The following is a 21364-nucleotide window of genomic DNA, read 5'->3' on the forward strand; positions in this document are numbered from 1 at the left end:
AATGCAAGCTATAGAATCTTTGATCTTAGTAGCGTTTTTCCGCTAATACGGTGAATGTATGAAACCGTTTCTTGCTCCTGCGCATAAAAAATAGCCTCACCAATTATTTCGGTGAGGCTATCTGTATTACTGCAAACTTAAAATGACATTAGCCATCGGTTGGTTTGATTGAGTTTGGATCAAACAAGTCATTAATAATATGACCTGCTGAGCTAGTGTCATCAAGCCCTGATAAGTCCATTCCCATTCCAGATACATCCGGTTGGTCAAGATGCTGGGTAGAGGCTAAATCATCTGCTGATGCTTCTTCCGACTTACCAATATCGGCTGCCGATGATGGTGCGGCATCACCTAGTAATTTATCCATATCAAGATTGCCATCCTGATCGTCTTGATCAAGCAAATCTGATACATCGAAATCTACATTGCTATACATCATTACATCGTCAGCTATTTCCATACCAGAAGCATCACCATTTAGCTCACCATCTAAACCGTTAGCAGCGATGTGATCCCAATCGAAGCTGTCATCTTCATCGAAGAATCCGTCATCTTGATTTACATCATCCGCGTATAGTGAGCTGTCATTCACGTCTTCATTTAAATACAAGTCATCTTGATCGCTATCAAGCTCATCATCCTGCTGAGATTGCTCGTAAGAATTTGCACTATCCTCATTGCTTGCTAACTCATCCGTATCATCTACCTGAACAGACGGGTCAACCGTTGATGGTAAATCTTGATTCGCTAAATCATCCGATAGCGGTTCAGCATTCTCGGGTAATTGTTCAGCCATTTCAGGATTTTCAGCTAATAAATCTGCCACATTTTGATCTTCTACAGCATGTTCAGCATCACCCACTGCTGCGGCTTGTACATTCTCAGCATTGTTAGCCGAAGTCGATGAATCATTTTGGCCGGCAACATCGCGTTGTGAATCTACCCCTGTGGTATTAAAGCTTGTGGTTGAAACATTATGCTCACCCACAACACGGTTATCCGCAGATTTAGTCACTACTGTAAATTCAGTCGTGATTGATTCAGCTTGTTGGTATACATAAGCCTCTGCAACCTGGTCTGGTGTTAATGTCACAGAGCCATCTTCAGAAACCGTACCCAAAGGCTGGTTATCTGCATCCACAATCTGAGCACCACCTAGTTGGTTTAGTTGCAACGAATCTCCTTCGTTTGCAGCAACAGCAGCACTTAAGAGTAACGTTGTTAAAGGTATCATCGACGTTGCACTAACTTGTGATGTTGCTGATGCTAAATGACTACGTAAGTTCTGAGCTGGCTCTGTTGGTGTATAAATTGCGTTATAGCTAGAAGCTTGCTCATTAGATTCACCTGATTCAGCACTTACAACATCAGTAATAATGATCGTGCTTTCTGTAGTCTCTTGATTCTTACCATTAGCATCACCATTATCTGTCGTCGTCATGGTAATAGTGTCATCGCCACTGTAACCATCATCTGGTGCATAGAGAATACCGTCATCAAGTACGGCATTGATATCATCTAATGAACCTTTGATAGTGTATGTACCATCACCACTTTCAGTAATAGTCAGACCTGATGTGTCCGTACCTTCTGGTAAAGATAAGCTGCCATTTGCCGCATGTAACTCAACCGTAAAGTCACCTTTACCTTCCGAGGCGTCCACATCACTAATTTGTATACCTGTGATCGTAGTGACACCATCATCAGACGCTGGAACGGAGTCAGGAACTGTGTTCACCGCTGCATCATTTTCTGCCTTCACATCAACATCAACCGTAACGTTTTCGACAGGACCAGAGGTATCACCGTTATCATTACCTTGGATAGCAAGATCAAGAGTTCCGTCCCAATCTTCGCCAGCCACAGTCATGTTGTCAGAGTTACCATTTTCTGGTGGGTAAAAGATGATGCTATCCAGATTCGAACCATCTGAAATGATCGTTACCGTACCATCTGGGTTTGTAATAATTTCACCATTTGAACCTTCTGGGAATTTAAAAATCGCACCGTATGGCACATTAGAAATGGTCACTTGAACTTGCTCTGGTGCATCTTCGTGCACATTACTTGCAGGATCTGTTACGCTATTTTCATCATCTACGACATGTGCATTGATATTGATTGTTATGCCGTTCGCCGCATCTTCATCACCAGAAACCGAAACATCCACATCGGTATTCACCGCATCTGCTTTTGCATCAACATGGATATTCACAGGTACGTCTTTCTCAACAGGGTCACCATTATCATCTGTTGTGTAGACTTTAAGTGTCAGATCAATATCACCACTAAAATCATTTGGTGGCAGAATACTCAAATCTGATAAATCAAAACCTTGGCCATCATCACTAATCACATCAGGGATAGACCAAACACCCCCCCCCATATTATTCGCGCCTTCAATGACGAAGCCATCTGGCACGCCGGTAATACTGACAGAAATAATCTCTTCCGAGCCATCTATATCAGTCACATTACCGTTAAAATCACTAAATGAAATCGATGTTCCTTCATCACCTGTCACTTGAACAGGATTATCACTGGTAGCGATTTCACCATTAATTTCAATATCATCATTTACGGCGTTGACATCAAAGCTCAGATTCTGCTCAAACGAACCACTATTACTTACTTCTTCACCATCAACCGTTGCCGTATCAGTCACTTCCGTTGTCACAGTAACATCAACAGTACCACTGAAATCTGGAGCAGGTTGGAAGTAAATTGGATCACCCGAGTTAACATGAATTTCACCATTCTCATCAGGTTGAATCACATTACCATCCGCATCGACAAATTCACCTTGTGATGAATCAATCAATTTAATTGTCACATTTGTGATTTCTTCATTGCCGCCATTATTTATATCACCGTTATTTTGGTCACCAATAACCGTACTTAAATCTAATTCAATCCGACTATCTTCATCACCACTACCTGTGATAGTAACTTTTGGAACATCTGCAACAGGGTTAACATTAACCGTGATATTCATTGAGCCTTCATTAGACAGGCCACTATCGTTATCAGTTTCAACAACTTTCACGGGAATATCGATATCACCTGCATAATCAGGTGGTAAGTTTAGAATCACATCTGGTGGTAATGTTATTGAACCATCATCATTCGGGGTTGTATTAATGATATACTCACCCGTTTGCTCGTTATACTCCATACCACTAATCGTGGCACCGTCAGGCAAATCAGCGGCATTAATAATGATCGAAGTGGTATCATTATCCAGATCAGGAACACCATCACCATCAGTATCATCAGTGCTAATCACCAAGCCATCTGAAATTAAATCACCTATATTAACGCCACCTGCTTGATCTTCAGAAGCATCAACTTGTTGAGTTGTACCATCAATATCACCTGCAGCAGATGGAATATAAGTACCACCATCATCATTGTCATCAGTAAAGTGGAGGGTAACATCCGTTTCTTTGATTACTACCTCACTTTCCGAATTAGGATCATCACCCTGATCTTGTATAGTAACACTGACTTGTATAGTCACCTCACCATCAAACCCACGAGGTGCTGTAATCACAATATCATCGAGTTGATCTTCAGTAATCGTAAATGAACCGTTACCATTATTTACCGCACCTTCAACTTGAAAACCATCGGGCAAGTCCTCAGGAAAAGTAATGATCACTTTATTGATTACTTCATCACTTGAATCATCATCATTGACCCAATCTAAGCTGTTACCACCTGAGCTACCATTAACTATACCGTTAACTGATAAATGAATTTCATTTGACCATTCATCATTAGGATCTTGGTCTTCATCTATATCTTGAATTCCGTCACCATCGGTATCTGCAATCGCATTACCGATAGCATCATTAAAAATCAACTTACCACCATCATTCACACCATCACCGTCTTCTTCGACAACCGAGGTGACATCCACATCTAAATTTCCATGGATTGTGGTTTCATCATAGTTATCATCTGGACTTTCAGTATCTGAATCTCGAATAGTGATATCCGTGGTTAAATTTATATCACTATCTGCATCTTCTGGCATGCTAAGATACAAGCCGCTTTCTTGGGCTTCTGCTAATTGTTCTGGTGTTAAGGTAATTGAACCATTGTCATCAGGGGTGATCACTTCATCACCAATAACGATTGCATAACCATCAGGATAATTCTCAAACCCATTAATGGTTAATCCAACTACTTTTTCGCTGCCGTCATTATCGACAAACTGCGCAGTAGGATCCCAATTAAGTTTGACTAACTCATCTTCATAGCCTGTTGATATAGTGTTGTAATCCTCTAGTACACCGTTCTCATCTTTACCAACGCCATCAACGACAGGATCAACATTAATATGGATATTATATTCATATTCTTTCGAATCACCGTCATCTTCTGTCACCACAATACGTACAGGAATATCAATATCATCCGCGCTATTGCTATTAGTGTGAATTTGAATACCGTTCAATGAATCAACATCAAATTGGTATAAGTTTGGATTGGTTGAAACTAATGTAGGCTCTAACGGGTTACCTTCTGCATCGCTAAAATACACGCCTTCTGGCAGCTCTTGTAATGTTGTGAAAGTGATTTTTTCAGATGAATCGGTCTCTTCAGAGACTGCTCCATGTCCATCGGAATTTGTATATTCACCAGAAATAAAGCTGAAATCTATCGAGGCTGCACCATCTTCATCCACTGTGGTTAAGATCGTTTTACCATCGTCAGAAACTTTCCAATCACCATTTGGTTCAATAGTAAGTTCATCAGCAATACCGTGCACATCAACATTGATTTTATTACTATCTTGGCCAGCCCAAGTATCTTCATCATTCAGATCCGTATCACTCAGATCGGCATTATCAACCGACATTCCATCTACAGTAAAAGTAAAATCGTCATTACTTTGTGGCGGTGGCATGATGTGAGTATCATCAATATCATCGAAAGAAATCACATAGAAACCATCTTTATTTGGCTCTAATTTTACAGAGTTCCCTGTATCATCTACGCCCCATACTGTTGCGCCTTCTGGCAAACCTGAAATACGAACAAAATAACTTTCTGAACCATCGTCATCGACAGAAACATGCGCTTTTGTAACCACATCCGACAACTGAATAGCCGTATCTTCATCAACTTTGATATTGTTATTCGTACTTAATCTGACTTCATCAGCCTTTGGAGTCACATCGATGATAATCGTTTGGTGATCAGAATCGGCAGTTTCTTTGCCATCAACCGTATCACCACTTTCGGTACTGGTTCCCCAAGCATCGATTTGTATTTCACCTGACCAGTTATCCGCAGGGTCAACTTCTACTTTATCGATATCATCAGCTGAAATGGTATATACACCATTTTCATCCGGCTCTATTTTTACTCCATCAACATAAATGTCCCCTTCACCTTCTTTTATTTCAAGGTGGTACTCTAGGGTTTCTGATCCATCATTATCATTCAGATCAAGATCTATATTCAGTTTTACATTGTCACTGTCTTCACCGGTTTCATAATGCAGCTCAGTGTTATCCATATTCCATGTTGGTGTATCGGCAATACCTTCAACCGTGATTTTGAAGTCACCGTCAATTGGAGTCTCACCAGTATCATCAATAACCGAACCATTCACATCAAAAGTAAGGTAGCCATCCACCGTTGAGAAGTCTTCATCTGGCACAAAAGTAATACCTTCCAACTCATAACTGAAAGTACCATCGCCGTTATACACTAATGTGAATGCATCACTTGGAATAGTTATCGACCCATCATCATTGGGGGTGATAGGTTCACCATTAAATTCAAATACACCATGGGCTTCGTCTTGTGGTGTAATGATGATATCGCCAAGATGTTCACCTTCATCGTTATCACCAACATTAATAACCATGTTGATTTCAATACCTTCACGGGTGTTGTCATCAATATTGTCCGTTGAATCTGTGGTATGGCGGCCATCCTCTTCCTGGCCTGAACCACCAGAAACTTGCATAGTTGGCCCTTCATCTGTGACATTCACCGTCACTTCAGCAGTATCTGTATCGCCATCACCATCGGTGATCACAAATTCAAAATCACCACTGTAATCTTTACCATCATGATCTAAATTATCGACAGGCTCGAACTTAACATCACCATTTTCTGATACATATAAGGTACCAATGCTTTCACCGCCATCCGTTACAGGAATGGCATAATAAGCCTCGGTAGCATTACCTGTACCTGAAATGTTTCCATCTGAGTCGATATAAACGGTGTCATAATCGCCACTTTTTAGATCGATAACATTACCATTACTGTCTTTGATTCCGGTCACAGTGGCACCATCGGCCCCTTCATTAGCAATAATATTACCTAAATCTTGTAGGCCTGAACCTTCTTCAATCGCTTCACCAGACACATCTTGCGCAGTTGGTACATCATCATTAACAGTAACGTTGACATCAATGGTATTACTACTATCACCATCATCATCAACGCCATGGATAGGAATGACGATATTGGTCGATTGACCACCATTGCCATTATCAAGTGGTTGATCAATCGCGCCAGTCACTTCAAAGGTATAACTACCATTAGTGTTATCAAAACTGATTTTGAAGACATCATCGTCCGTTGGGTTACCGCTATCATCGACCAGCACACCTGAATATGTGCCATCACCGTTATCAACTAAAATAACGTCGGTGCCACCCGAAGTTATGTTGCTATTACCTTCGCTATCTGAGTTTTTCTCATTAAAAGCATTAACATCAATTTCATAGTGATTCACTTCATCACTACCTGAATCAATAGTAATCGTGCCGGTTGCTGACTCGCCGTCTTTATTTGGTGTTGAACCCGCGTGATTATCCCCACCTTTATCAATATCAGATTCGTTAACACTGATGCTGTCAGCACTATCGATTTCAAGATCTTTACCATCCGTTATGGTGCCGTTGAAATCAATGGACTCATCCATGTAATCGCCGTCAGTATCTTGTATTTGGATTGGGATGTTGATAGTGATATTGTCACCATCATTATGGACATACCCGCTTGTATCACCAGTACCATCTACATGATCGATTGGTTGGTATTGCGTCATATCAACACTAATATCAACACCACCATTTTCAGTCGGTGTTGCAATCAGATGGAAATCTAATACAGGGTTACCACTAGCATCCACACCGGTTAATGTGTTGGTTTCAGGATCAAAAGAGAACTCAACTGAACCGCCACCTTCTGTAGTAATTTCAGTGTTAAGCTCTGTAATCAAGTCATCCATTACAGTTGGATCTACTTGTACCGTGTTTGGATCTAAGTCATCAGACCCAGCATCAACGAGAGTTGAACCACTCTGTGCGGTTTTCGGATAACCTTCTAAATCACCTGAATCGGAATCTGGAGTGAGGTCACCTTCGATCATTCCAGCATCAATGTCACCGCCACCTTGTGCGTTATCGCCATCGGCATCATGAATGGTGATCGTGCCTTTGCCTACATCTCCGTCAGCATCTTCGACTTCAACATTGATAGGAATATCTGAAGTATCATTATTTTCATTAATTTGATCGATCGGCTGGAATTGCTCTACTTTATAATGACCATTTTGATCGATAGTCACTTCCATAACCTTACTATTATCTACATCAAAAATGGTTAATGTATGACCATCATCACTGATTACAACTGATGTATCTTGACCGTTACTAGTCAGGTCATCTAATTGTGATTGGTCGGCACCAAATCGTACATCGACAACGTCATCACTGCCGGTATCAACATTAATGTCTCCCGATGCTGAATCGGTTCCATCAGCACCTTCTTCTAGTGTTGCACCTGTGTCCTTACCAAACGAAGGATCTTGGCCATCTTCAATGTTAACCGTGATATCAACATTATTTGGTGTGCCGTCTGCATCATCAATCACTAATGGCACATCAATACTGATGGTGTCACCATTGTTGGTCAGATAACCATCACTATCACCATTGCCATTTTCATGATCAATTGGACCATTTTGAACAACATCGGTGGTAATGGTGGCATTACCGTCTGCATCAACGGTTGGAGTCATCGTCATCGTTAAGACATCCGAGCCATCCGAAGTACCTGTTATCGTAATTGTGCCATCTGAATTTGTAGTGATTTCAAAGTCAATCGGTTGACCATTGCTGGTTAAACCATCAAGTTCAGCTTCCAAAGCTGTAGACACTTCTGGATCAATATGTAAGGTCTCAGGGCGTAGATCATCACTAGAGGAATCAATGACGACTGAGCTACTACCTGATACTGGATAAGCATTTCCTTCATCCCAGTTCTCTTGATCACCTTCGGTAATATTGACCTCATCAGTAACATCGACTCCCTCTGGATCGACAATCACAATGTTAAAGCTGCCCGAAGCGCTATCACCATCATCATCCACTGCAGTGACGCTAAGATTAAGGTCAACATCCCCTGCATCTTGATCGATAGGTTCATATTGCGTAACGGTGTAATAACCATCTGTATCAACGGTAATACTTAGAATGGGTTCATCATTTTCACCGGTGACGGTAATGGTATTACCATCCACTTCATAGTCGGTTTCTTTGCCGCCATCGTAAGTAATATTACCTAAGCCTGAATCATCACCTTGAGGGTCATCAAAGGTCATCGATGCTATTTCATCTGAGCCCATATCAAAGCTTGGGATTTTACCTGTCGATTCACCTGGCGTTTGAGTTACTTCTCCGGTCTCAGGGTCAACATTGTCAAAATCTGTTTCGGTAATAACAACGGCTTCACTGTCATCACTAAAGGACGGGTCTTGGCCATCTTTTAGGTTAACGGTGATGTCGATATTAGAAGTATCACCATCGGTGTCGGAGATTTCCAATGGAAGATCAATCGAAATCACATCACCATCATTGGTGATATAACCAGAGGTATCGCCATCTTTATTGATATCATCCAATGGTAAAGCTTGGTCGACAGTGGTGTTGATGTAGAACTCGCCATCCTCACCTTGTACCACTTCAAAACTTATCGTGATGGCCTCTACATCATCAACCGTCCCCACGATGCTAAAGCTGCCATCCGGATTTTCGACAGAAACAAAATCAACGGGCTGGCCGCCTGAGGTAATTTCGGATAATTCACCCGGATTTTGATCGGTACCATCACCAAACAACGTGGCTTTTGCCTCATCAGTAAGCTGTAAAGTACTTGGGTCAAGATCATCACTTGGCGTTGGAATTAACTTAGAAGACTCACCATGCACTGGGTATTCATTACCTGAAGCTGGGTTTTCAAGATCACCTTCTTCAATGGTAACTTCATCGCTTACATCTTCAGCATTCGCGCCGTCATTAATCACGATATTGATGGTACCGTTCGCGGTATCACCATCGTCATCCGTACCCGAGACATTTAGGGCGATTTTGGTGATCTCGCTGTCATCTTGATCGATTGGTTGGTATTGCGTAACCGTGTAGTTGCCTTGCGCGTCAATGGTTACATCCATCACGGGATTGCCATCGGCATCCACTAGACTTAATGTGTTGTCATCAACACTGTAGCTGGTCGCTTCACCATTACTGGTGATGCCAGTGAGAGACGGTTGATTTGGGTCAAAGACAATTTGGTCAACGTAATCACTGCCCTGGTCAAATTCAATGCTGCCATTGGCCGTTTGTTCACCGTCATTTTCAGTGATCTCAGCAATCTCGGTATTGTCACCAAAACTTGGATCTTCACCATCAACAAAATTCACCGTGATATCAACATTTGAAGTATCACCATCGGTGTCATCAATTTCTGGCGGTAAGTCAACCGAAATAGTGTCACCATTATTGGATTGATAAGACCGGTTATCGTCCAGTACCCTCATTTATTCATCAAAGCGGTTGGTATTGATTGACATCGGTGACAACCGTCACATCACCATTTTCAGACATGGTCGGGGTCATGGTGATGTCAAAGGCTGGGTTGCCCTCGCCATCCACGCGGTGATGGTGATCACACCATTGTCATGTCAGGTCATCGTGCTGAACTCAACTGGATCGCCCACCGTTGATGGTGACTTCTGACATCTCATTTGTAGAGCGGCTTCTACCCACTTCGCTTAAAACGCGGTGAGCTCTGCGACGGCAAGTTATCGCTCAGCGATACGATCGTGATTGAGCCAGCGGCCTTCTACAGGGTATGTTTGGACTGGGGTTTGCCATCCGCATCCACGGCCTCGGTATCAACATCACCTTCGATGACCTCAACCGTATCGCTCCATCCGCAACGTTCGCGCCGTCATTAGTCACGATATTGATGGTACCATTTACTTGCCAGGTATCACCATCGTCTATCCGTACCAAAACATTCAACGCAATGTTGGTGATGTCGCTATGTCACTTGATCAATCGGTTGGGTATTGCGTCACCGTGTAATTACCATCCGCATCGATAGTCACGCTCATCACAGGGTTATTATCAATATCAACAAGGTTAACGTGCTTGGATCGTTTGCCAGTGCCGCAGTATCAATGTGGTCGCTCACCGTACTGGTGATGCCATTGAGAGACGGTGATTTGGGTCAAAGACAATTGATCAACGTAATCACTGCCCTGGTCAAATTCAATGCTGCCATTAGCCGTTTGTTCACCGTCATTTTCTGTGATTTCAGCAATCTCAGTATTGTCACAAAAGATCTTCACCATCTTTAAAGTTCACCGTGATGTCGACACTTGACGTCACCATCAGTGTCATCAATTTCTAGCGGCAGGTCAACCGAAGGTGTCACCATTGTTATTGATAAGACCGTCTGTCGCGCCATTATCATTACTTTCATCTAATGGTTGGTATTGCTTGACGTCTGTAACAACCGTCACATCGCATTTCAGACATGGTTGGCGTCATGGTGATGTCAGAACTGGGTTGCCCTCGCCATCCACCTGGTGATGGTGATCACACCATTGTCATCGGTCGTCATGCTGAACTCGACTGGATCGCCACCGTTGATGGTGACCTGACATCTCATTTTGTAGAGCGGCACCCGCTTCCGGCAAACAGTGAGCCTGCAACCAAGTTATCACTTGTGATGCGATCGTGATTGAGCCATGGCCTTCTGCAGGTATGTCTGGACAGGGTTCCATCCGCATCACGGCACCAGTATCAACATCGCTCGATGACCTCAATCGTATCGCTTACATCCCCAGCATTCGCGCCGTCATTAATCACGTGTGATGGTACCATTCGCGGTATCACCATCGTCATCCGTACCGAAACATTCCAACCAATGTTGGTGATGTCACTGTCATCTCGATAGGTTGGGATTGCGTCACCGTGTAATTACCATCCGCATCGAACACGCTCATCACAGGGTTATTATCAATATCCAACAAGGTTAACGTGTGGATCGTTTGCAGTGCCACAGTATCAATGTGAGTCGCTTCACCATTACTGGTGATACCATTGAGGACGGTTGATTTGGAGTCAAAGACAATTTGATCAACGTAATCACTGCCCTGGTCAAATTCAATGCTGCCATTGGCCTTTTTGTTCACCGTCATTTCTGTGATTTCAGCAATCTCGGTATTGTCACCAAAACTTGGATCTTCTCTCTTTAAAGTTCACCGTGATGTCGACACTTGACGTGTCACCATCGGTGTCATCAATTCTAGCGGTAGGTCAACCGAAATAGTGTCACCATTATTGGTGATAAGACCGGTTGTATCTCCAGTACCCTCTTTTTCATCAAGCGGTTGATATTGATTGACATCGGTGACAACCGTCACATCACCATTTTCAGACATGGTTGGCGTCATGGTGATATCGAAAACTGGATTTCCATCACCATCGACTGCAGAAATGGTTACCACACCATTTTCATCGGTGGTCATGGTAAATTCAATTGGCTGACCATTATGGATCGTAATTTTACCCATTCCAGAAACTAGCTGGGCTTTGCCTTCTTCACTTAAACGTAATGTAGAAGGATTTAAGTTATCATCTATTGCAGTAATGGTAACGCTACTCGTGCCATGTACAGGATATGCGTTACCTGCTGCTGGGTTTTCCAGATCGCCCTCAGCTATTGTGACAACGTCACTAACATCAGCAGCATTCTCACCATCTTCAATATTGATAACAATTGTACCGTTAGCAGTATCACCATCATCATCTGTTGCAGTAATACCTAAATTTAGATTTATTATATCGTCTGCATCCTGGTCAAGTGGACCAGTGGCTTGAACGGTATAAGATCCATCGGTCTGAACCTCAACAGTTAAAACTGGTTCGCCATTAATATCTGTTACAATTACTACATTACCATCAACGGTATATTCTGTAGGTTCACCATTGCTCGTTAACCCTTCTAATGAGGGTTGGTTTGGATCAAACGTAATAGTGGCAATTTCATCACTACCAAGATCCAATGGTACTTGGCCATCTACAATTAAATCACGGTCATCAGTTTCATTGATCGTGGTGCCTGAGTCGGTACCAAATTGTTCATTGGCACCATCATTAACATCAATTTCGATATTAATCGGTTCTTTGATTTCATTACCATTGATATCCATCCCCGATACTGGGAACTCAATATGAATATCATCCCCTTGATTACTCACTATACCTGTGGTGTCACCTGAAATATGATCGATAGGTTGATTAACCGTTGTGGTAATAGAAACGGTTACATCACCGTTGGGTAGGGCAACGAAATCAACATCAAATGAAACGACTGGTTCACCATCTTGCATACCCGTGAAAGTATTGGTTTCCGCATCGTAAGTAAATACAACAGGTTCACCACCTGATGTGATCTCAGAATTTAATTCACCAAGTAAAGAATCTACGCTTTCTTCCGGGATATAAAACGAATTTGGATCAAGAGCATAGGTACCTTTTTCAACTACAACCGAAGCTATACTTTCAGTTGGGTAACCATCACCACTGTCTAAATCACCTTCTGTAACTTCAACGGCAAGGTTTTCACCACCGTCAGCAATAAGAACGCCTCGTTCATCTTCTTCATCACGGTATTCACGTTCAAAACCTTTAGTATCGTATCCCGCGTGAGTTAAAACAGCGTCATAATTGTAGTCAATCGATACAAAAGAGTTATTAGCGGTGTCGCCCGCGCCCTCACCTGCTGCTGGTGCTTCTGCTTCTTGAGTTGGATCTTGTCCTGCCAAAATACTTTGCTGAATAGCGGCAATATCATCAGTTTGATTTGATTGAGAACCTTGTTCATCCGAATTTACAGGGTTCATAATATCTTGACTAGGATCTTGCAGGTTCATTACCGAGCGTTGGATATTCGCAATATCCGATTCAGTAAAATTCGCATTTTGTGCATTTTCAGCGTTAATTTGAACTTGTGGTCCCAATGTAGTCGCCACAGGCCCAGTTGCATTTGGTACAATAGATACGGTCGATTGAGTATTATGGATGTGTACTTGTTGTCCTTGTCCAGAGACAGTTACGTTTGCCTCTGGAGTCACCAATAAAACCTCATCAGACTTCAACTGATAATTTCCTGTAACCAACACAGCTCCCTGACCAGCTTTAATGACAAAAACTGAACCACTTTCAACGTTAACATTGGTGACATTTGAAGAAGGGATATTATTTTCCATAGATAACTCAATCTGTTAGTTGATTGTTTCCTTAAAAAACCAGGATAAGCCAATCTTATATTTATAGGAATTTAATCTTAAAGCAGCAATAAACAAGCTTAAGCAAAAGTAAGAACACCTCTATATTTATATCACAATAGAGGTTAAACAATAGTTCTGCTAGATAGAAATAAAACGATTGTAATTATACCACTAACAATCGTTTCATTCAATTTATTCACTGTTTTAACCAATCCAAACATCATGTAGGTAATGTAGGACATAACAGTCTATAATCATTAATATATTCGCAACTGTGAATATAAGTGACTTAAAACATTATTTCTATATAATATAAACTAAAAGATGTCATCATTTATCGCAGTGATTATTCTTACAAAGTTGATGATAAAATAGTTCATCACTAACGCATGACTAACACAACACTATCTATTGGGTAATAAGCTTCGCTTGCTCTTGGTAATTCTATGAAAAAAAAACTCACCACCGAACAACTAGACTTCGTCGATGATAAGTCATCAGCATTAATGCTAAGCACCACTTATACGACCAAAATCATGCTCTGGACAATCGTGGCTTTTTTTATTATCGCGATCGTTTGGGCATCTCTGACTAAGCTTGATAAAGTAACGACAGGAACGGCTAAAGTTATTCCATCCACTCAGATGCAAGTGATACAAAACCTTGAGGGTGGTATTGTTAAACAAGTGCTTGTTCGTGAAGGCCAACCGGTTAAAAAAGGCCAACGTCTACTTTTAATTGATGACACACAAGCGCGCTCTGACTTTCAAGGCAAAGCTTCTGATATTGCCAATATGCAAGCCGACCAATTTCGTCTAAAAGCACAAATTTCTGCCGTAAAAATTGATACGAAAAAAGCGAAGCAAACCAGTAATTGGGAAGATAGCGTTATTGTAGATGAGTCAATTCTTCCTATGTTCGATGAAGATTTTGCAAAAAAGCACCCAATATTGGTTACTCGTCAGTTAAGTGAATATCAAGGTAACGTGTCTAACCTTGAGAATCAATTGTCAGTTGCAAGACAACAGGTCACACAAAAACAACGTGAACTAGATGAAAACCGCTCACGTTATAGAAGCCTACAAAGTAGTTATAATGTGGCAAGTCACGAATTTAATATAACAGAGCCATTAGCAAAAGATGGCGTGGTCCCCGAAATTGAATTGTTAAAATTACGTCGTCAGTTGATTGATACTCGTCGTGATTTGACTTCAACCAAAATGCAGATCCCGGTTGCTGAATCTGCAGTCCATGAAGCGATATTAAAATACTTAGACATTGCTCTAAAGTATCGTAGTGATAATCAAAACGAATTAAATAAGGTCAGTGCACAATTATCTAGCCAAAGTGAATCTCAAGTTGGATTACAAGATAAAGTAAACCGCACCGTCGTTACCTCACCTGTTACCGGCACTATTCAAAAAATTTATATCAATACTATCGGTGGAGTTATCCAGCCTGGTATGGATTTAATCGAGATTGTACCAACAGAAGATACCTTACTCATTGAAGCGAAAATTGCCCCTCAAGATATCGGTTTCTTACACCCTGGATTACCAGCATTAATTAAATTTACCGCCTACAACTTCTCTACCTACGGTGGCCTTGAAGGTACGGTTGAAACAATCAGTGCAGACACGATTCAAGATGACGAAGGTAATAGCTTCTACCAGGTTAAAATTCGAACCAATGAAAGTGCTTTAACCAATAAAGACGGAGCATCCTTACCAATTATTCCTGGTATGACAGCCTCGGCCGATATTATTACCGGCAAACGCACCGTAATGGGCTACCTATTAAAACCGGTTCTCAAAGCCACCAATTCTGCACTAAGAGAACAATAAGCATCATTAAGTCATTATAACGATTTCTGCAAGTTGGTTTTCAGTCGAAAAAATCAGTTTATCTCTCTTGGTCTATTACCATAATTATTTAATGAGAAATGATATGACATTGTACAAACAGCTATTAACTTGGAGTATGGGGATTTTTATCACTATATCCGTAGTTTTATTTGCCCTTGAATTCCATCACACGCGTAACGACTTAATCGAACAACAAACGGTTCGCTTCGATGACACATTAAATGCTGCCACTTTTGCTCTTTCACCTTATCTACAAGGTGACGACTTAGAAGAAGCTCAAACTATTATCAAGAAAATATTTGATAATCATAACTATCAATCGGCAACTCTGATATCAATTACATCGAGTGAAGCCATTAAGCTCAATTTCAAAGAACCCAAAGATTCTATACCTAGTTGGTTTATGACATTATCGAATATTAAACCTATCCAGAAAACGGTACAAATCAGCTCTAACTGGCAACCATTAGCCAATCTAAAAGTAATCAATCGCCCTACCTTTGTTTATGAAAAGCTGTGGAATAACACTAAATCTATTCTTTTTGCTCTAACATTTTGTGGCGTGATTCTGATTGTAGGATTATCGATAGTATTCCGTCGAATTTTAGTACCGTTACAGATTATCCAAGTTAGCGCTCAAAATCTTGCTAACAATAAATTTGATGAAGTATTGGAAACCTCTAAATACCGAGAATTAAATGATGTCGTTTCAGCATTTAATCAAATAACCAAGCAACTGCGTACACACTTTGAACAACAATCAGAAGAAGCAAACAAACTACGTGTTCGTGCGTACCAAGATCCAGTATCAGGATTGGCTAATCGCAAATACATGATGACTCAACTTAAATCTTGGATTGAAAGCGGGTCAACAGGTGGTATTGCCCTTCTCAAGGTCGATCAACTTGATGACGTGTATGAAAAAGAAGGATATATCCAAGGTGATGAACTGACTCGTAGCTTTGCTGCATCATTAATGGAAATTTCTTCAGATGAGTTCAATATTGCTCGTTTAAACAATTCTGAGTTTATGCTATTAGCTCCAAACATATCAGATGAAGATATGCTTGAGTTGGGTCGCGCTATGCTTAACCGTGTCGCCGAATTACAAAACGATCCACTTGATATTGCCCCACTTCAAGCTGCTGTTGCTTTAATTATGAAGCAAACTGACGACAGTATTTCAGATCTCCTTGCTCGCGCTGATAACGGCTTAGTACAAGCTCGTGCTAATCGCGAAGAACCAATGATCTTGGTTCTTGCAGACAGTGATGAAAGCCAACCAAACTTTGGTAAACAACAATGGAAAGCCATCGTAGATGAAGCCATTGCTAATAAAGAATTTATTTTCAACTACCAGAAAGCTATCGACAGCAATAATCAAATGCTCCACCAAGAAGTATTTGCTGCTATACAAAAAGACGACACTCGCTATTCAGCAGGTAGCTTTTTGAATGCCCTTGAAAGCCTAGATAAAGGCCAAGACTTTGATATGTACATCATCGACGCAGTATTTGAACAAGTCGATATGTACGATCCGAAATATCCAATTGCAGTTAACTTAACTCAAAGCAGTGTTAATGATACTGGCTTTATGCGCTGGTTAAGCCAAAAAATGGAAAGCAATCCTGAATATGCCAACCGCATATTGTTTGAGATTCCTGAAATTTGCTTTATTAAGCAGCCAGATAACACCAAACTACTGTGTAACATCATTACTTCACATAAATACAGTTTTGGTATCGATAACTTTGGTCATAACTTTGGTTCGATTGACTATCTCAATGCCTACCGCCCTGCTTATGTCAAATTGGATTTTGCCTACACTACTCAAATAGATGATAACGAAAAAGCAGATGTTGTTTTCTCCATTGCACGTACTGCCGCCAACTTATCAATCACCACTATTGCTTCTCGTGTAGAAACAATAGAACAGAAAAACAAACTGATCGAACTCGAACTTGGTGGTTTCCAAGGTTTTGTTACTGAGCAAATTAATAATGTTACTGAAGGTCAGGCATAATGAATACCATAAAAGATCCGCTATTAAATTCGCTCGATTATATCAGTCGTTATTACGGCCAAGCCAATTCACCTGACGCGCTCGTTGCAGGCTTACCACTCAAAGATGGTTTACTAACTGTACATTTATTCCCCCGCGCTGCAGCAACCGCGGGCTTAAATGCTAAGCTTGAAGAGTTGCCACTTAATGATTTACCACCACTACTTTTACCGGTAGTTGCATTGCTTAAAAATGGTGACGCATGCGTTATCTTGTCTGTCGATTACGAGAAGAACGAAGCTGAAGTAATCTTGTCGCAAAATGATGACAACACTCAAGAATGGGTTCGTTTAGAAGAACTTAATAAACAATACACAGGCCAACTATTTTTGGTTAAAAAGAGCTTCCGTTACGATGAAAGGTCCCCTGAAGTTCTGAAAAACAACGATGGTCATTGGTTCTGGAGCACGCTGTGGCAATCACGTAAAATTTACCGCGACGTATTCATTGCCTCGATCTTAATTAATATCTTTGCCATAAGTGCCCCATTATTTTCACGCTTAGTATATGACAAAATTGTTCCTAACCTGGCCTATGACTCACTTTGGGTACTAGCTGTTGGTGTTTTTATCATCTTCATTTTTGATTTTATTTTAAAAATGATGCGTAGCTATTTCTTAGATGTGGCGGGAAAGAAATCGGATATTTTGATTTCTTCAAAAATCTTTAGTCATGTAATGGGAACTCGTCTAGAATCTAAGCCCCCTTCCGTTGGTGCTTTTGCAAGACACATGCAAGAATTTGAATCAATCAGAGATTTCTTTACCTCTGCTAGTATTACCACTCTAATTGATTTGCCATTTGCTCTGTTATTTATGCTCGTAATTGCATTCATTGCAGGCCCATTAGCTATAGTTCCTTTAATTGGTGTGATCATTCTGATCAGTTACAGTTTTATTGTACAAAAGCCATTAAGACGCACTATTGAAGAAGGTTCTCGCTTAGCTTCACAAAAAAACTCAAATCTTATTGAGAGCTTATCTGGTCTTGAAACATTAAAAATGTTTGGTGCTGAAAGTCAGTATCAATATCGTTGGGAAGAAGCCGTTGCCCACATGGCAAACTGGAGCTTAAAGTCTCGTCGTCTTACAGATTCACTGCAAAATACAGCGGGGTTTGTTCAACAATTTTTGAACGTAGCAATGATCGTTGTCGGTGTTTACTTAATAGGAAATGGCGACCTAACCATGGGTGGTTTAATTGCAGCTACCATGCTAAGTGGACGTGCAGTTAGCCCGATGATACAAGTAGCGATGCTATCAACTCGCTATAACCAAGCCAAATCTGCGATGGGTATTATCGACAACTTAATGCAAATGCCAACTGAGCAAGAACCGGGCAAGCGTTATATCCACCGTCCTATTATCAAAGGTAAGATCCAATTTGATAATGTGAACTTCACCTACCCGAATGCAACCTCGCCTTCGTTAAGAAATATTAACCTGACAATTAATCCAGGTGAGCGCATTGGTATTATCGGTCGTATTGGTTCAGGTAAAACGACGTTAGAGCGTATCTTGATGGGATTATACCAACCAACCTCAGGTACCGTTTTAATTGATGATACAGATATTAAGCAGTTACATCAGATCGATATACGCCGTAATTTAGGTTGTGTACCGCAAGATATTACTCTGTTTTACGGTAGCATTCGTGACAACATTGCACTTGGACGCCCTCTTGCCAGTGATAAAGATATCATTCTTGCCGCTGAACGCGCTGGCGTAACAAGCTTTACACAAAAGGACAGCGCTGGTTTAGAAAAACAAATTGGCGAAGGTGGTGCCGCTTTATCTGGTGGTCAACGTCAAGCGATTGCCATTGCACGTGCACTATTAGGTAAACCACCAGTAATGATCATGGATGAACCAACCAGTAGTATGGATAACCGTACGGAGATGTTCATCAAGCGCCAATTGCGTAACTTTAATAAAAGTGAAACTCTAATCTTAATTACGCATAAAACTGGCATGTTAGACTTAGTCGATCGTTTAATAGTCATGGAACAAGGCCAAATCATTGCCGACGGCCCTAGAGATAAAGTATTACAAGCACTTCGCTCTGGAAAGTCACAGAAATCAGCACCGACTGTTGCTAAAAAATCACCAACACTAGAGGCCAAAACAAGTGATGCTGCACCTTCTGCTTCCGAGCCAAAACCAAGCGAAGATCAGGCGCAAGCAGCAACTAGTACTGTTTCTAGACCAACATCAACTACGGCGACCAAACAAACAACGACAACCAATAAGAAGAAATCTACCATTCAAACAAGGCCGATTTAACAAACATACAACTAATTTATTCGCATGATTTTGTCTAGACTGATATGATTTAAACAAAATCATGCGTTTAAATTTGTATATTTAACAGCGTTTATCAGTTAAAGGGTATATTATTTTTTCTAAATACCCTGTAATATCGTGCAAATCTAAATTTTTGTCCGTTTTCGGCTTTATATACCCTTTCCTTAACGCTTAACTATCTAGCATGTTAAGAGGATGATGATGATAAAAACTCCAAAGATAAATAAATTAGCCATTTTCCTTGGTTGCCAATTAATCGCTCTGCCAACATACGCGCAATCTCTTGAACAAGCGATTGCCAATGCATTAGCAACAAACCCAAATATTCAATCAACCTACAATGAATTTATCAGCCAAAAAGAAACCAGCCGAGCCTCAACTGGTAAATATTTACCATCGGTCGATCTTGAAGCTGGTGTCGGCTATGAAGATTATGACAACAGTGCAGGCTCTCAAGGCGAATACAACCCTCGCTACGCTCAAATCAGTATTCGTCAGTTAATCTGGGATGGCTCAAGCACTTATAACGATATAAAAAGAACAAAAGCAGAAGCTGAATCTCAACGCTATCAATTACTCGCTGATGCCCAAGATATGGCATTATCCACTACTGAAGCTTATATTGATGTCATTCAAGCCCAAGAGGTGGTTACCCTATCTCAAGCAAACCATGATGTTCACATGCGTATCTATCGTGATATCAAAAAACGTACAGATTCAGGTTTAAGCTCAACGGCAGATCTCGTTCAGGTTGAGGGACGTGTTGCACAAGCCAATACCAACTTACTTTCAGCTCAAAGTAACCTTAACGACAAAATTACAGCATTTGTAAGAATAGTTGGCTCTTACCCTCAAGATTTAAGAAAACCTAAAGTTGATGATACTTACATCGCTAAGTCGCTAAATGATGCGCTTGAGAAAGCCAAAGCCAATAACCCAACTATGTATTTGGCTTACCATGATGTGCAAGCCGCTCAATATCAATACGAACAAACCAAAGGCACTATGTTACCGACATTTACTGTCGAAGGCTCACAGAAATATGGTGATGAAATTGACGCATCTGATGGGGATACTGATGAGCTTAAAGTAATGCTTAAAATGAACTACAACCTGTACAACGGTGGTAGTGACGCAGCAGACAGTCGTTCAGCTGCCAGCCAAATCAGCAAAGCGAAAAATATTCGAGATAACGCCTACCGCTTATTAGAAGAAAGCACCCGTTTATCATGGAGTGCTAAAGAACTGGCGGAATCACAAGAAAAGTTTCTTCAACAACACGTAGATTCTGCGGCAAAAACCATCATCGCTTATGAGAAGCAATACAAAATCGGTAAACGAACCTTATTGGACCTATTAAACACCGAAAATGAGTTATTTGAATCTCGTAAAGCTTATTTAAGCGCACACTATTCTGGTATTATTGCTGATTATCGCCTATTGAATTCAACAGGTCTGCTTCTGAATGAGTTACGTGTTGCCATCCCTGATGAATGGGCTCGTTCGTCTAAATAAG

The 21364-nt window shown here is 41.0% G+C and carries 9 protein-coding genes; 4 read left to right on the top strand and 5 right to left on the bottom strand.

Annotated features, from left to right (window positions below):
* Positions 1–148 precede the first annotated feature (148 nt).
* The 5 genes from ACN0T8_RS12095 to ACN0T8_RS12115 all read right to left on the bottom strand — a co-directional run bounded on the left by ACN0T8_RS12095 (position 149) and on the right by ACN0T8_RS12115 (position 13597).
* A complete protein-coding gene (locus ACN0T8_RS12095) occupies positions 149–9853 on the bottom strand; it encodes a hypothetical protein (RefSeq protein WP_417880875.1) in 9705 nt (3234 codons plus the stop codon).
* A 642-nt stretch (positions 9854–10495) separates the two neighbouring features.
* Entirely contained in the window at positions 10496–10672 is a 177-nt protein-coding gene (locus ACN0T8_RS12100) for a hypothetical protein (protein WP_417880876.1), read from the bottom strand.
* A gap of 258 nt (positions 10673–10930) precedes the next feature.
* On the bottom strand, positions 10931–11113 hold the full coding sequence (locus ACN0T8_RS12105) for a hypothetical protein (RefSeq protein WP_417880877.1): 183 nt from the start codon (positions 11111–11113) through the stop codon (positions 10931–10933).
* Between the two features lie 111 nt (positions 11114–11224).
* Positions 11225–11524 (bottom strand): hypothetical protein, encoded by a 300-nt coding sequence (locus ACN0T8_RS12110; protein ID WP_417880878.1) that lies wholly within the window; start codon positions 11522–11524, stop codon positions 11225–11227.
* A 60-nt stretch (positions 11525–11584) separates the two neighbouring features.
* Positions 11585–13597, bottom strand: a complete 2013-nt coding sequence (locus ACN0T8_RS12115) for a retention module-containing protein (protein ID WP_417880879.1) — start codon at positions 13595–13597, stop codon at positions 11585–11587.
* Positions 13598–14064: 467 nt separating this feature from the next.
* Between ACN0T8_RS12115 and ACN0T8_RS12120 the strand changes: the two genes are divergently transcribed.
* The 4 genes from ACN0T8_RS12120 to ACN0T8_RS12135 all read left to right on the top strand — a co-directional run bounded on the left by ACN0T8_RS12120 (position 14065) and on the right by ACN0T8_RS12135 (position 21363).
* Positions 14065–15462: an HlyD family type I secretion periplasmic adaptor subunit gene (locus tag ACN0T8_RS12120; protein ID WP_417880880.1), complete on the top strand. Its 1398-nt coding sequence runs from the start codon at positions 14065–14067 to the stop codon at positions 15460–15462.
* A 103-nt stretch (positions 15463–15565) separates the two neighbouring features.
* Positions 15566–17506, top strand: coding sequence for an EAL domain-containing protein (locus tag ACN0T8_RS12125; RefSeq protein ID WP_417880881.1), 1941 nt, complete (start codon positions 15566–15568; stop codon positions 17504–17506).
* 8 nt (positions 17507–17514) lie between these two features.
* Positions 17515–19827 (top strand): type I secretion system permease/ATPase, encoded by a 2313-nt coding sequence (locus ACN0T8_RS12130; RefSeq protein WP_417880909.1) that lies wholly within the window; start codon positions 17515–17517, stop codon positions 19825–19827.
* 222 nt (positions 19828–20049) lie between these two features.
* A complete protein-coding gene (locus ACN0T8_RS12135; protein WP_417880882.1) occupies positions 20050–21363 on the top strand; it encodes a TolC family outer membrane protein in 1314 nt (437 codons plus the stop codon).
* Position 21364: the final 1 nt, after the last annotated feature.

The sequence above is a fragment of the Vibrio sp. genome (assembly GCF_048266485.1).
Taxonomy (GTDB): Bacteria; Pseudomonadota; Gammaproteobacteria; order Enterobacterales; family Vibrionaceae; genus Vibrio.

Excerpts from the sequence above, each read along its gene's own strand:
- ACN0T8_RS12110 (WP_417880878.1), bottom strand. The coding sequence starts at position 11,524 with ATGACGGTGAACAAAAAGGCCAATGGCAGCATTGAATTTGACCAGGGC.
- ACN0T8_RS12100 (WP_417880876.1), bottom strand. The coding sequence starts at position 10,672 with ATGGTGAAGATCTTTTGTGACAATACTGAGATTGCTGAAATCACAGAA.
- ACN0T8_RS12120 (WP_417880880.1), top strand. The coding sequence starts at position 14,065 with ATGAAAAAAAAACTCACCACCGAACAACTAGACTTCGTCGATGATAAG.
- ACN0T8_RS12135 (WP_417880882.1), top strand. The coding sequence starts at position 20,050 with ATGATAAAAACTCCAAAGATAAATAAATTAGCCATTTTCCTTGGTTGC.
- ACN0T8_RS12105 (WP_417880877.1), bottom strand. The coding sequence starts at position 11,113 with ATGCGGATGGAACCCTGTCCAGACATACCTGCAGAAGGCCATGGCTCA.
- ACN0T8_RS12115 (WP_417880879.1), bottom strand. The coding sequence starts at position 13,597 with ATGGAAAATAATATCCCTTCTTCAAATGTCACCAATGTTAACGTTGAA.
- ACN0T8_RS12125 (WP_417880881.1), top strand. The coding sequence starts at position 15,566 with ATGACATTGTACAAACAGCTATTAACTTGGAGTATGGGGATTTTTATC.
- ACN0T8_RS12095 (WP_417880875.1), bottom strand. The coding sequence starts at position 9,853 with ATGAGGGTACTGGACGATAACCGGTCTTATCAATCCAATAATGGTGAC.